Genomic DNA, 13,993 nt, shown 5'->3' with positions numbered 1-13,993 from the left:
TCCCTTAAGCCGCTGCTTCGGCTTCGACCTGACGAACGATGATCGTCAGCTGCGAAAATGGTTTGTAGACACGGCCCGAGCGGCCACGGCCGCGGGCGGCAAAGCGCTTCATCACCAGGCCGTTGCCGACGAAGGCCTGCGCCACGACGAGATCGTCGACGTCGAGGTCGTGGTTGTTCTCGGCATTCGCGATAGCCGATTCCAGGCACTTCTTCACGTCAACCGCGATCCGCTTGCGCGAAAACTGCAGGTCGGCAAGAGCAGAAGCCGCCTTCCGGCCGCGAATGAGCTGGGCGACCAAGTTGAGCTTCTGCGGGCTCACCCGAAGCATCCGGGCGACCGCCTTGGCCTCGTTCTCGGCGAGGCTCCGTTCGCGCTTAGGTTTGCTCATCGTTTAATCCTCAAGCCCTCTTGGCTTTCTTGTCGCCGGAGTGGCCATGGAAGGTCCGGGTCGGCGAGAACTCGCCGAACTTGTGACCGACCATTTCCTCGTTGACGGCCACCGGCACGTGCTTCTGACCGTTGTAAACGCCGAAAGTCAGGCCGACAAATTGCGGCAGGATCGTCGAGCGACGGCTCCAGATCTTGATGACGTCGTGACGGCCGGACGCGCGCGCGGCATCTGCCTTCTTGAGCAGAGAACCCTCGACGAACGGGCCTTTCCAGACTGAACGAACCATGTCCGGCGATCCTTACTTCTTCCGCTTGTGGCGGCTTAGGAGAATGAATTTGTTGGTCGACTTGTTGGAGCGGGTCTTCTTGCCCTTGGTCGGCTTGCCCCACGGAGTGACCGGGTGGCGACCGCCCGAGGTCCGACCTTCACCACCGCCGTGCGGATGGTCGATCGGGTTCATCGAAACACCGCGGTTGTGCGGCTTGCGGCCCAGCCAGCGGTTGCGGCCGGCCTTGCCGATCGAGGTGTTCATGTGATCCGGGTTCGACACCGCGCCGATCGTGCCGCGGCAACGGCCGTGCACCAGGCGCTGCTCGCCCGAATTCAGGCGGATGATCACGTAGTCCTGGTCGCGACCGACGAGCTGGGCATAGGTACCCGCGGAACGGGCGAGCTGGCCGCCCTTCCCGATCTTGAGCTCGATATTGTGGATGATCGTGCCGACCGGCATGTTGCCGAGCGGCATGACGTTGCCCGGCTTCACGTCGACGTAGTTGCCGGCGATGATGGTGTCGCCCACGGCCAGGCGCTGCGGCGCCAGGATGTAGGCCTGCTCGCCGTCCTGATATTTGATCAGCGCGATGAAGCCGCTGCGGTTCGGATCGTATTCCAGCCGCTCGACGGTCGCGGGAACGTCGATCTTCTCACGCTTGAAATCGACGGTGCGCAGCGTCCGCTTGTGACCACCGCCACGGAAACGCACGGTAATGCGACCGGTGTTGTTGCGGCCGCCAGAGGAATGCTTGCCTTCGGTGAGCGCCTTGACCGGCTTGCCCTTGTAGAGAGCCGAACGATCGACCATGACCAGCTGGCGCTGGCCCGGCGTCGTGGGATTGAATGTCTTCAGTGCCATCGTCGTGCGACCTTACAGACCGGTGGTCACGTCGATCCGGTGACCCTCTTCGAGAGTCACGATCGCGCGCTTGGAGTTCGACTGCGAACCGAGATTGCCGCGGAAGATCTTGGTCTTGCCCTTGCGGACCAGCGTGTTGACGCTCTTGACCTTGACGTCGAACAGCTTCTCGATCGCTTCCTTGATCTGCGGCTTGGTCGCCTTCGCGGCCACCTTGAACAGCACCTTGTTGTGCTCCGAGGCGATCGTCGCCTTTTCGGTCACGACCGGCGACAGGATCACGTCGTAATGGCGAGGCTCGATGTTCTTCGTCATTTGAAGCGCGCCTCCAGCGCATCGATGGCGGCCTTGGTCAGAACAAGCTTCCGACGGCGCAGGATGTCATAGACGTTGATGCCCTGGATCGGCAGCACGTCCATGTTCGGGATGTTGCGGGCAGCAGCGGCAAAGCCGTTGTTGAGCTCGGCACCATCGATGATCAGCGCGTTGGTCAAGCCCAAGCCGGAGAAGTGGCCGAGCAGCGCCTTGGTCTTGGCAGCTTCAAGCGCGGCCTTGTCGATCACGACGAGATCGCCGTCCTTGGCCTTGGCCGAGAGCGCATGCTTGAGAGCGAGCGCACGGACCTTCTTCGGCAGGTCGGTGGCGTGCGAACGCACCACCGGACCGAAGGCACGACCGCCGCCGCGGAACTGCGGCACGCGGGCCGAACCGTGACGAGCACCGCCGGTGCCCTTCTGCTTGTACATCTTCTTGCCGGTGCGCCAGATCTCGGCACGGCCCTTGGTCTTGTGCGTACCGGCCTGGCGCTTGTTGAGCTGCCACTGCACGCAACGTGCAATGATGTCCTGGCGCGGCTCGAGGCCGAAAATGGTGTCGGAAAGCTGGACCGAGCCGGCTTCCTTACCTTCGAGGGTCGTGACCTTCAATTCCATCTCACGCCTCCTGCGCAGCCGGAGCAGCGTCCGCTTCGCCAGCAACCTTGAACTTGCCGGGCTTCGGAGCTTCCTTCGGCAGCGGCTTCTTGACAGCGTCGCGAACGCGGATCCAACCGCCCTTGGAACCGGGAACGGCGCCTTCGACGAGGATCAGACCGCGCTCGACATCGAGTTGGACAACTCGAAGGTTGAGCGTGGTGATGCGGTCGACACCCATGTGGCCGGCCATCTTCTTGTTCTTCCAGGTCTTGCCGGGGTCCTGACGGCCACCGGTCGAACCGATCGAACGGTGCGAGACCGACACGCCGTGGGTGGCGCGCAGACCGCCGAAGTTCCAGCGCTTCATACCGCCGGCAAAACCCTTACCGACCGAAGTACCGGTGACGTCGACGAACTGACCGACGACAAAGTGGTCGGCCAGGATCTCGGCACCGACGGGGATCATCTGATCCGCGGAGACGCGGAATTCCTCGACCTGCCGCTTCGGCTCGACCTTGGCGACCGCGAACTGGCCGCGCTCCGCCTTGGGCATGTAAACGGTCTTGCGGCTGCCAGAACCAAGCTGGAGAGCGACATAACCGTTCTTCTCTTCAGTGCGGTGGCCTAAGACCTGGCAATTGCCGAGCTTCAGCACGGTCACGGGGATATGTTCGCCGGCCTCTGTAAAGACCCGCGTCATCCCGACCTTTTGTGCGATCACTCCGGAGCGCATCGGCGTGCTTCCTGTTCTTTCTGTCCGCTAGGTGCGAACGTGATCCAAAAATCTTAGAGCTTGATCTCGACGTCGACACCGGCGGCCAGGTCGAGCTTCATCAAAGCATCGACGGTCTGCGGGGTCGGATCGACGATGTCGAGCAGGCGCTTGTGGGTGCGCATCTCGAACTGCTCGCGGCTCTTCTTGTCGACGTGCGGCGAACGGTTGACGGTGAACTTCTCGATGCGGGTAGGCAGCGGAATGGGTCCGCGGACCTGCGCGCCGGTGCGCTTCGCCGTGTTCACGATCTCGCGGGTCGACGTATCGAGGATACGATGGTCGAACGCCTTGAGACGGATACGAATGTTTTGGCCGTTCATTGCCGTGGTCTCTCTTCAGTGGGGTGGCGAATAGCGAATAGCGAAGGTCACATTCGCTATTCGCCGATCCCTATTCTCGTAATTACTCGATGATCGAGGCGACGACGCCGGCGCCGACGGTGCGGCCGCCTTCGCGGATCGCGAAGCGAAGCTTCTCTTCCATCGCGATCGGCACGATCAGGTGCACTTCCATCGCGATGTTGTCGCCCGGCATCACCATCTCGGTACCTTCCGGCAGATGCACGACACCGGTCACGTCGGTGGTGCGGAAGTAGAACTGCGGACGGTAGTTGGTGAAGAACGGAGTGTGGCGACCGCCCTCTTCCTTGGTGAGGATGTAGGCCTCAGCCTTGAACTTGGTGTGCGGCTTGACCGAACCCGGCTTGCACAGCACCTGGCCGCGCTCGACGTCCTCGCGCTTGGTACCGCGAAGCAGCGCACCGATGTTGTCGCCGGCCTGGCCCTGATCGAGCAGCTTGCGGAACATTTCGACGCCGGTGACGGTCGTCTTCTGCGTGGCGCGCAGACCGACGATCTCGATTTCCTCGCCGACCTTGACGATGCCGCGCTCGACACGGCCGGTCACGACGGTGCCGCGGCCCGAGATCGAGAACACGTCTTCAACCGGCATCAGGAACGGCAGGTCGACCGGACGCTCCGGCTGCGGAATGTACTCGTCGACGGCCTTCATCAGCTCGAGGATGGCCTCGTGGCCGAGCTTCTTGTCGGAATCTTCGAGAGCGGCGAGCGCCGAGCCCTTGATGATCGGAATCTTGTCGCCCGGGAAGTCGTACTTCGAGAGCAACTCGCGGACTTCGAGCTCGACGAGCTCGAGCAGTTCCGGATCGTCGACCATGTCGCACTTGTTGAGGAACACGACGAGCGCGGGCACGCCGACCTGGCGGGCGAGCAGGATGTGCTCGCGGGTCTGCGGCATCGGGCCGTCAGCAGCCGACACAACCAGGATTCCGCCATCCATCTGGGCGGCGCCGGTGATCATGTTCTTCACGTAGTCGGCGTGGCCGGGGCAGTCGACGTGCGCGTAATGGCGGTTCTTGGTCTCGTACTCGACGTGCGCCGTCGAAATCGTGATGCCGCGCGCCTTCTCTTCCGGCGCCTTGTCGATCTGGTCGTACGCCGTGAACGTCGCACCGCCGGCTTCGGCGAGGACCTTGGTGATCGCCGCGGTCAGCGACGTCTTGCCATGGTCGACGTGACCGATGGTGCCGATGTTACAGTGCGGCTTGTTACGTTCAAACTTTGCTTTGGCCATTTGACTCTCCGTTCAATCGTCAGTTCGAGACCGACGACAATCAGGCAAACTTCTTCTGGACTTCTGCCGACACGTTGGCCGGCGCTTCTGCGTAGTGGTCGAACTGCATGGTGAAGGTCGCGCGACCCTGGCTCATCGAGCGCAGGTTATTCACGTAACCGAACATGTTCATGAGCGGCACCATCGCGTTGATGACGTTGGCGTTGCCGCGCATGTCCTGACCCTGGATCTGACCGCGCCGGGAATTCAGGTCGCCGATGACCGAGCCGGTGTAGTCTTCCGGGGTCACCACTTCGACCTTCATGATCGGCTCGAGCAGGACGGACTTGCCCTTCTGCAAGGCCTCGCGAAATGCAGCACGCGAAGCGATTTCGAAGGCGAGCGCCGACGAGTCGACGTCGTGATACTTGCCGTCGACCAGCGTCACCTTGACGTCCACGACCGGGAAGCCGGCGACCACGCCCGAACCCATCACGCTGTTGAGGCCCTTTTCGACGCCGGGGATGTATTCCTTCGGCACCGAACCGCCAACGACCTTGGATTCGAACTCGTAGCCCTTGCCGGGCTCGTTCGGCTCGACCACGATCGACACTTCGGCGAACTGGCCGGTACCGCCGGTCTGCTTCTTGTGGGTGTACTTGACTTCGGCCTTCTTGGTGACGCGCTCACGGAACGCCACCTGCGGCGCACCGATGTTCGCGTCGACCTTGTAGGTACGACGGAGGATGTCGACCTTGATGTCGAGATGCAGTTCGCCCATGCCCTTGAGGATGGTCTGGCCGGACTCCTGGTCGGTCGACACGCGGAACGACGGATCCTCCGCGGCGAGCTTCGCCAGCGCCACGCCCAGCTTTTCCTGGTCGGCCTTCGACTTCGGCTCGATCGCGATCTCGATGACCGGCTCGGGGAATTCCATCTTTTCGAGGATCACCGACTTGTCGGGATCGCACAGCGTGTCACCGGTGCGCGCTTCCTTCAGGCCAGCCAGCGCGACGATGTCGCCGGCATAGGCTTCCTTGATGTCTTCGCGGTTGTTCGCATGCATCAGCAACATGCGGCCGATGCGCTCCTTGCGGTCGCGCGTCGAGTTGATGACGCCGGTACCCGACAGCAGCGTGCCGGAATAGATGCGGCAGAAGGTGATGGTGCCGACGAACGGGTCGTCCATGATCTTGAACGCCAACAGAGCCAGCGGCTCCTTGTCGTCCGGCAGACGAACGATCTCGTTGCCGTCTTCGTCGACGCCCTTGATGGCGGGCACGTCGACCGGCGACGGCAGGTAATCCACGACCGCGTCGAGCAAGGGCTGCACGCCCTTGTTCTTGAACGCCGAGCCGCACAATACCGGGAAGAACGCGCCAGTCAGCACAGCCTTGCGGATCAAGCGCTTCAACGTCGCCTCTTCAGGCTCCTTGCCATCGAGGTAAGCGGCAAGAACTTCGTCGTCGAGTTCGACGGCGGCTTCCAACAGCTTCTCGCGATATTCCTTGGCCTTCTCGACCATGTCCTCGGGAATATCGATGTCGACGAACTTGGCGTCGAGCTTCTCTTCTTCCCAGACCACGCCCTTCATACGAACGAGATCGACCAGGCCCTTGAAGTTGTTCTCGGAGCCGATCGGAAGCTGGATCGCGATCGGCCTTGCGCCGAGACGATCGATAATGTCCTGCATGCACTTGTAGAAGTCGGCGCCGGTCTTATCCATCTTGTTGGCGAAGACGATGCGCGGAACCTTGTACTTGTCGCCCTGACGCCAGACGGTCTCGGTCTGGGGCTCGACGCCCTGGTTGGAGTCGAGCACGCACACGGCGCCGTCGAGCACGCGCAAGCTACGCTCGACTTCAATGGTGAAGTCGACGTGGCCGGGAGTGTCGATGATGTTGAGACGCTTGCCTTCCCAGAACGCAGTGGTCGCGGCCGACGTAATCGTGATGCCGCGCTCCTGCTCCTGCTCCATCCAATCCATCGTCGCCGCACCTTCGTGCACTTCGCCGATCTTGTGGCTCTTGCCGGTGTAGTAGAGGATGCGCTCGGTGGTCGTGGTCTTGCCGGCATCGATATGCGCCATGATACCGAAGTTGCGGTAATTCTCTATGGCATGAACGCGGGGCATGGAGTGTTCCTTAGATTCCGTGTGTCGCCGTTACCAGCGATAGTGCGAGAAGGCGCGGTTGGCTTCCGCCATCCGGTGCACGTCTTCGCGCTTCTTGACGGCGTTACCCCGGTTGTTCGACGCGTCCAGGAGCTCCGCAGAGAGCCGCTCGGTCATCGTCTTCTCGTTGCGATCGCGCGCAGCCGAGATCAGCCAACGAATGCCCAGCGCCTGACGGCGCACCGTGCGAACTTCGACCGGAACCTGGTAGGTCGCGCCACCGACGCGGCGGGAGCGCACTTCGATCGTCGGCATGACGTTCTCGAGCGCCTGCTCGAACACGCCGAGCGGGCTCAGCTTGGTCTTGCTTTCGATGAGGCCGAACGCACCGTACACGATGCCCTCAGCGACCGACTTCTTGCCGGCGTACATCACCGAGTTCATGAATTTCGTGACGATGATGTTCCCGAACTTCGGATCGGGAAGGACTTCACGCTTTTCAGCAGAATGGCGACGAGACATGGACCTGGTTCCCGCTTACTTCGGACGCTTGGCGCCGTACTTCGAACGACGCTGCTTACGGTTCTTGACGCCCTGGGTATCCAGAACGCCGCGGAGGATGTGGTAGCGCACGCCGGGCAAGTCCTTGACGCGACCGCCGCGGATCATGACCACCGAATGCTCCTGGAGGTTATGACCTTCACCGGGGATGTAGCCGATCACCTCGAAGCCGTTGGTCAGGCGCACCTTGGCGACCTTACGAAGCGCCGAGTTCGGCTTCTTCGGGGTCGTGGTGTAGACGCGCGTGCAAACGCCGCGCTTCTGCGGGGACTGCTGCAGCGCCGGCACCTTCTTACGCGACTTCTGCACTTCCCGCGGTTGAGCGATCAGCTGGTTGATCGTCGGCATCCTGGCCTTACCCTTTTGTGTTCGCCGCGGCCCCTTTCGGGTCCGCTGTCTTGCCGCAGCCCGTCACCGGGTCCGCAAATTCTCCGGACTACCCGCCCGAGGGGCCGCCTTCCGCGGACAAACCGCACAAAGCGAAATCGCGCCAACCACTCATCACTGAGCGGAAAGCGCTTCGACGCCACAGAGGACCGCGATATCTGGACCCGTCAGCTTAAAGCTGCGGCCCGCGCATCGAGGTCATGCATCCGAATTCGATCTCGAGAGAACATGCTCAAGAGACCTAAAATCGCACTGGCATTGCCTAGCTATGATCGACAGCGTTTGAGCGGCATTCGTCGAGGTTGGTGCCCGTCTTGGTGACCCCAGAGGGATCAAACGGGTGGCCCGTTCCGACGCTGGCGATGCTCACCGCCTGTCGTTAAGTGGCCGCTTTCTATAAGTGGGTGTCGGTCAAGTCAAGGCGAAACGACAGTCAGAAGCGCTTCCCGCGCCTGTCGAATTTGCTTTCTGGCCGCCTCGCTGCGTCCTCCCGATATGGGAACGAAGAGCATGTTCCGCTACTGGAACCTATTTACATCCGGGTCAAATATACTTTTATGACCCTCGCTAAGGCTTTTTTTCCTGTTGGAGCGTCAATGTGCCGCCTTCGGCAGAGATTTGCGCCATGCGGTACACGGACATTGCCATTATCGGCGGGGGATTGTCCGGCTCGACCGCAGCCGCGATGCTCGGCCGTAGCGGCATGTCGACCGTCTTGATTGATCCGCATGAGAGCTATTCGGCGGACTTTCGAGTCGAAAAAATCAGCGGTCACACGCAACTCGAGCGATTCTTGCGGACTGGAATCGCCGAATCGGTGCTGCGCCGCGCGACCTTCGTGGGCGAGAACTGGATCGCGCGATTCGGCCGCCTCCTCGACAAGGCGCCAAGCCGGCAGTTCAGCATGCTCTACGATTCGCTTGTCAACGCCGTCCGCGACGAAATTCCTGCCGGCGTCGAGCGCATCTGCGCCAAGGCCGTTTTGGTCGAGACGAGCACGGAGCGGCAGAAGATCACTCTCTCCAACGACAAGGTGATCTCCGCCCGGCTGGTCGTGCTCGCCAACGGCCTCAACGTTGGCCTGCGCCATCAGCTGGGAATCGCGCGGAAAATCGTTAGTGCCTGCCATTCGATTTCGATCGGGTTCGACGTGGTGCCCGCGGGACGGGATTCGTTCGACTTCCCGGCGCTGACCTATTTCTCGAACGGCCGAGCGACCGCATCCCCTACCTCTCGCTGTTTCCGATCGGCACGCGGATGCGCGCCAATCTGTTCGTTTATCGTGGCTTCGACGATCCCTGGCTACGTGAGCTGCGCCGCGCGCCAGCCGAGACGCTGAACGTCGCGCTGCCACGGCTCAAGCGCATCACCGGCCCATTCGAAATTCCCGGTGAGCTGAAAATCCGCCCGGTCGATCTCTATGTGAACGATGCAAGCGGCCAGCCCGGCCTGGTGCTGGTGGGCGATGCCTTCTCGACCTCCTGCCCCGCCGCCGGCACCGGCTGCGACAAGGTCTTCACCGACGTCGAGCGGCTCTGCAACGTCTACATCCCGCAGTGGCTGGCCTCCGACGGGATGGATACAAGCAAGATCGCGGCCTTCTACGCCGATCCGGTCAAGCGGGAGTGCGATGAATGGTCGGCGGCGAAGGCGTTCGACTTCCGCTCGGTCTCGATTGCGACGAGCCCTTACTGGACGGCGCAGCGCTGGGCACGCTTCATTGCCTGGTCGGTTCAGGGGCTATTGCGGCCGCTTGGAGGCGCAGTTCATCTGGAGCCGAACTTCCTCGGTCACTCCTCCTCGTCGTCCTCATCATCCTCGTCGAGGTCGTCTTCATCCTCGTCGCTGTCCTCATCGACGTGAGCCGCCGCGCCATGCGGCTGGTGGGTCTGGTCGTTCCACAGCTTGCGATAGGTGCCGTTCGTGGCCAGCAGCTCGGCATGCGAGCCGCGCTCGATCGCCCTGCCCCCTGAAATCACGATGATCTCGTCCATCTCGACCACCGAGGACAGGCGGTGGGTCGACCAGATCATGGTGCGGCCCTTGGCGACCTTCAGCAGCGTGCGGTTGATCGCGGCTTCCGTGGTCTGGTCGAGTGCCGAGGTGGCTTCGTCCAGCAGCAGCACGGAGGGATTACGGATGACCGCGCGCGCGATCGCGATACGCTGGCGCTGGCCGCCCGACAAGGTATCGCCGCGCTCGCCCACCGGCGTGTCGTATCGCTGCGGCAGGCTCATGATGTAGCGGTGGATCTCGGCCTTCCTGGCCGCCTCCTCCACCTCCTCGTCGGTCGCGCCCTCCTTGCCGAGCCGGATGTTCTCGCGGATCGACATGTTGAACAGCATGTTCTCCTGGAACACCACCGCCATGCTCCGGCGCAGCGAATCCAGCGTCACCTTGCGGACATCGACGCCGTCGATGGTGACGCGGCCCTCGTCCGGCACGTAAAGCCGCAGGATCAGGTTCAGCAGCGTGCTCTTGCCGGAGCCCGAGGGGCCGACGATGGCGATGCGCTTGCCGACATTGAGCTTGAGGCTGAGATTGTCCAGCACCGGCGTCTGGCTGCCTTGGTACTGGAACGACACGTGGTCGAAGGTGATGTCGTTGGTGATGCGCGGCAGGTCGGGCGCGCCGGCTCGATCGGCGCTGCGCGTGGGCTCGTCGAGCAGCTCCTGCATGTGACGGATCGCGGCTGCCGAGGAGATCGACACGGGAATGAAATGCATCACATGGGCGATGTTGTAGGACACCTCCCAGAACGCGCTCTCGAAGGTGACGAAGGTGCCGATGGTGATCTGGCCCTTGGTCGCCAGATACGCGCCGATCGCGAGCACGACGATATGCAAGAGCAGCACCGAGATGGTGACCGTCCGCTCCACCATGGTCGACAGGAACGCCGCCGAGGCCATCCTGTTTCGTGTCTCGTCGTTGCGGAACTTGAAGAAGCCGAACATCCGGCGTTGCAGGCTGAAAGCCTTGATCACGGCCTGCGCCGCCACGTTCTCCTGCACCATGCCGAGCAGCGCGGACTCGTTGAGCTTCTGCTCGTAGTTCGCCTGAACAGCCTTCGGCGTGAGCATGCGCGGACCGATCAGCGTGATCGGAAACACCAGCAGCGCAACCACCGCGAGCTGCCAGTTCAGGAACACCATCAGGATGATCCCCGCGATTAGCTCCAGGAACGGCAGTGCCGCGCTGTTGGCAAAGGTCTTGACCGAGCCCTCGAAGGCCGCGAGGTCGACGGAGAAGCGCGACAGGATTTCGCCGCGCTTGGTGCGGCCGAAATAGGCCGCCGGCAGGTCCTGGACATGCGCGAACAGCCGTTTGCGGACGTCGGAGATGATGCAGGCCGCGAGCCGCGCATCCCAGCGCTCGTACCAGATCGCGACGATCGAGGTGAAGATGCCGGCGACCGCGAGCACGCCGAGGATCTTGTACAGCGCCTGGAAATCCTCCTCGCCGAGTGCATCGTCGATCAGGAACTTCAGGCTGAGTGGCATGATGACATTGAACAGGGTCTCGACGAAGACGCCGAACGCCACGAATGACAGCATCCGCTTGTAGTTCGTCAGATAAGGTTTGACGAAACCCAGGATGGTCGCGAGCGCGCCGGCGGCTTCGCGCGCGGTAAAGACGACGAGATCCTCGTCCTCATCGTCGTCATCGAGCTCCAGCTCGTCATCCTCCTCTTCTTCATCGTCCTCGTCTCCTTCAAGATCCGGCTTGGCAGTGGAGGCGAGCTTGTCGTCGAGCTCGGCCGCGTCTTCCGCGGCAAGCTTCTGGTTGTCGGGCGAGAGAGGCTTGGATGCCATGAAACCAACCGATGCTGACGGCCGGCATGACCGCAGAGAAAGCAGAAAATAGCGGCAACCGCCATTGCACCGATTCTATGCGATCAAGATGAATTCGGCAAAACAATTGGCGAAGGCGCCCGCTCGAAGCGGCTAGTCGTCTTCCTCGTCCTCGACCTTGTCGAAAAAGGAATAGCGCAAGGAGTCGGCGTCGGCATACCACTGACCCGGGCCCTTGTTGGCGGCGAGCGTCGCCTCCCAGAGCGCGTCGCTGCAGTCCTTGCGGTGCATCGACAGGTCGAAGCCGTTGCCGAAGAACAGCTCGGACCATTCCCACCAGGTGCCGAGCTTCTTGACACCGCGCAACAGGTCATAGCGGTCGATCACCACTGAAGCCATGTCCGAGGTGATCGAGCCGAACACGAGGCCGGTCTTGACCACGCGGTTCAGCTCCCGGATCGCGCGGACCACCTGCTTCGGGGAAACGTGGCAGAGGCTGGTCTCGAACACGAAATCGAACGCGCCGTCCTTGAACGGCATGTCGGTGATCGAGCCGAGCTTGTTGTATTTCTTCAGCGCCTTCGGCGTTTTGGCGTGGATGGCGCGGTTGTTCTCGATGCCGAAGGCGTCGATGCCGCGATCGCGCAGCGCACCGACCAGCTCACCGCTGGCCGAGCCCGCGACCAATAGCTTGGCGCCCTCGGTCTTGCCCCAGACGATGCCGATCAGCTTGGCCAGGTAATCGGGATCGGTGAAGTGACGCCACGCCTCGCCGTAGGGGCCGAGGCCGCGATAGTTCTCGAAATACTCGCGATCGACCTTGTCGGAGAGCGGCTTGTCGTCCTGCGCGCGCTCGCGGCGCAGGCGCATCATCTCGGTCAGGATGATGTCGGTCGCCGCGTCGGAGGAATCGAGCAGGCCATTCAGCGTCGAGTCGAACAGATAGTCGCCGACCACCACGATGCCGGGGTGCTCCTTCGGCTCGGGCCGGTGATTGGTCATGACGTCGCGCACGGGCAGACCGCCCGGAATCGCGTTCACCGACGACAGCCAGCGGTGGATCTTGCCTTCCATGCAATGCGCGCGCGCGTCGCCGAGCGAGGCCGGCAGCGATTTCAGCGCGGCATCGATCAGCTCCTGGTCCGACAAATTGGCGAAGGCCAGCGCATCGGAGCCGGGAATCAGCCAGTTCAAGACGCCGTGCTTGCCGACGTCGTGGCGCGCGCCCTCGTTGTAGACGCAGCAGCCACCGAAGGCCTCCGACATGAACCACGCGCCGACGATCTTGTCGCCCCAGAACGGCGTGTCGAACAGGATCGAGACGCGGAGGTAGTGCGCGGGACGGTCGAAGTAGGAGACGTGCTTGACCATCGACTTGCGGAGCTGCTCGCCTTCCCAGCCGACGGTGGAAAGCCAGGAATGCGGCAGGCACATCAGCACGAGATCGAAGTCCCGCGTCTCCGGTCCCTTGCCGTTCATCATCTTGAGCTGGTAGCGGCCGGTCGGCGCCTTGCCGACGGTGAGCACGCGGTGATTGAGCTGGATATCGGCGTTGACCTCCGACTGCAGGCATTCGATCAGCTGCTCGTTGCCGTTCTGGATGGAATAAAGGCCGATATAGCCGTCGACATCCATCAGATAGTTCTTGAGCGCGTTGAGGCCGTTGGTGTTGTGACTCTCGGTGGCGAGGTCCGAGCGCGCCATCACCTTGAAGAAGCGCTTTGCTGTTTCGTCCTCGACCTCCTCGTCGAGCACCTGCTCGGCGGTCTTGTAGGCCCAGGGGTTCTCGTTGTCGTGCGCGCCGACGCCCTCGTAATATTCGATCGGCGTCATCGTCTCGGCGCAGCGCTTGCGGAACGATTCGATGGCGTCCGCGGTCTTGGCGCCGTATTTGCGGCGCATGCCCGGCACGTCGTCGAGGAGTTCGCCGCCGAACTGCACCTGCTCGGCATCCATGGGAATGGTCTGTAGTCCGAAATGTTGGATCAGCTCGCGCAGCGGATCCGGCCCGGTCATCGAGTAGTCGTAGATCTCGGCGACGCCGGCCTCGTACATCGCGGGCGCGGAATCGAATTTGCGCGTGACGATCTTGCCGCCGAGCCGGTCGGATGCCTCGTAGATGGTGACGCGGCAGAGGTCCCCGAGCTTGCGTTTCAGGTACCAGGCGCTCATCAGCCCACCGGGGCCGCCGCCTACGATTGCGAGATCAAGCATGTCAGATCCGTGGTCTCCGGCCCCGCCCCCGTCACGGGACCCCACCGGTCTAAACTCCCCTAGCAGAAGCGCTTTTGCGGCTGAAGGAAAGATGAACAAATGTTGATCCTGCACCGCAGCAGGCAAACAAAGCAGCAAAA

General features: G+C 62.3%; 13 protein-coding genes and 1 pseudogene. 1 reads left to right on the top strand and 13 read right to left on the bottom strand.

Annotation, left to right across the window (positions count from 1 at the left end):
* Positions 1-4: 4 nt before the first annotated feature.
* The 11 genes from rplV to rpsL all read right to left on the bottom strand — a co-directional run bounded on the left by rplV (position 5) and on the right by rpsL (position 7,809).
* Positions 5-391, bottom strand: a complete 387-nt coding sequence (gene rplV / locus IVA74_RS07335) for a 50S ribosomal protein L22 (protein ID WP_092034894.1) — start codon at positions 389-391, stop codon at positions 5-7.
* A 10-nt stretch (positions 392-401) separates the two neighbouring features.
* Positions 402-680 carry a 30S ribosomal protein S19 gene (rpsS, locus tag IVA74_RS07330; RefSeq protein WP_074116739.1) on the bottom strand — a complete coding sequence of 93 codons (279 nt, stop codon included), beginning with the start codon at positions 678-680 and terminating at the stop codon, positions 402-404.
* Positions 681-692: 12 nt separating this feature from the next.
* Positions 693-1,526 carry a 50S ribosomal protein L2 gene (rplB, locus tag IVA74_RS07325; RefSeq protein WP_247341168.1) on the bottom strand — a complete coding sequence of 278 codons (834 nt, stop codon included), beginning with the start codon at positions 1,524-1,526 and terminating at the stop codon, positions 693-695.
* Between the two features lie 12 nt (positions 1,527-1,538).
* Positions 1,539-1,841, bottom strand: a complete 303-nt coding sequence (locus tag IVA74_RS07320) for a 50S ribosomal protein L23 (RefSeq protein ID WP_007603019.1) — start codon at positions 1,839-1,841, stop codon at positions 1,539-1,541.
* Complete coding sequence (gene rplD / locus IVA74_RS07315) at positions 1,838-2,458, bottom strand: 50S ribosomal protein L4 (protein WP_247341166.1); 621 nt, start codon at positions 2,456-2,458, stop codon at positions 1,838-1,840. The genes IVA74_RS07320 and rplD overlap by 4 nt, the downstream gene beginning before the upstream one ends.
* Position 2,459: 1 nt before the next feature.
* Positions 2,460-3,173: a 50S ribosomal protein L3 gene (rplC, locus tag IVA74_RS07310; protein WP_247341164.1), complete on the bottom strand. Its 714-nt coding sequence runs from the start codon at positions 3,171-3,173 to the stop codon at positions 2,460-2,462.
* 53 nt (positions 3,174-3,226) lie between these two features.
* Entirely contained in the window at positions 3,227-3,535 is a 309-nt protein-coding gene (gene rpsJ, locus IVA74_RS07305) for a 30S ribosomal protein S10 (RefSeq protein ID WP_002712302.1), read from the bottom strand.
* 82 nt (positions 3,536-3,617) lie between these two features.
* The gene (tuf, locus tag IVA74_RS07300) at positions 3,618-4,808 is read right to left on the bottom strand and encodes an elongation factor Tu (protein WP_247341162.1); all 1,191 of its coding nucleotides are present in this window, start codon (positions 4,806-4,808) and stop codon (positions 3,618-3,620) included.
* 40 nt (positions 4,809-4,848) lie between these two features.
* On the bottom strand, positions 4,849-6,921 hold the full coding sequence (gene fusA, locus IVA74_RS07295) for an elongation factor G (RefSeq protein WP_247341160.1): 2,073 nt from the start codon (positions 6,919-6,921) through the stop codon (positions 4,849-4,851).
* Positions 6,922-6,951: 30 nt separating this feature from the next.
* Entirely contained in the window at positions 6,952-7,422 is a 471-nt protein-coding gene (rpsG, locus tag IVA74_RS07290; protein WP_247341158.1) for a 30S ribosomal protein S7, read from the bottom strand.
* A gap of 15 nt (positions 7,423-7,437) precedes the next feature.
* Positions 7,438-7,809 (bottom strand): 30S ribosomal protein S12, encoded by a 372-nt coding sequence (gene rpsL / locus IVA74_RS07285; RefSeq protein WP_007603006.1) that lies wholly within the window; start codon positions 7,807-7,809, stop codon positions 7,438-7,440.
* Between the two features lie 664 nt (positions 7,810-8,473).
* Between rpsL and IVA74_RS07280 the strand changes: the two are divergent.
* Positions 8,474-9,711 (top strand): annotated as a pseudogene (locus IVA74_RS07280) (NAD(P)/FAD-dependent oxidoreductase).
* Here the strand turns inward: IVA74_RS07280 and IVA74_RS07275 are convergent.
* Both IVA74_RS07275 and IVA74_RS07270 read right to left on the bottom strand, forming a co-directional pair.
* Positions 9,639-11,660, bottom strand: a complete 2,022-nt coding sequence (locus IVA74_RS07275) for an ABC transporter ATP-binding protein (protein WP_247341155.1) — start codon at positions 11,658-11,660, stop codon at positions 9,639-9,641. The pseudogene IVA74_RS07280 and the gene IVA74_RS07275 sit on opposite strands and share 73 nt — an antisense overlap.
* A gap of 132 nt (positions 11,661-11,792) precedes the next feature.
* Complete coding sequence (locus tag IVA74_RS07270) at positions 11,793-13,853, bottom strand: FAD-dependent oxidoreductase (RefSeq protein WP_247341153.1); 2,061 nt, start codon at positions 13,851-13,853, stop codon at positions 11,793-11,795.
* Positions 13,854-13,993 lie beyond the last annotated feature (140 nt).

This window comes from Bradyrhizobium sp. 132 (genome assembly GCF_023074185.1).
Taxonomy (GTDB): domain Bacteria; phylum Pseudomonadota; class Alphaproteobacteria; order Rhizobiales; family Xanthobacteraceae; genus Bradyrhizobium.
The sequence above is the reverse complement of the archived record's forward strand: the minus strand, read 5'-3'. Positions and strand labels throughout refer to the sequence as shown.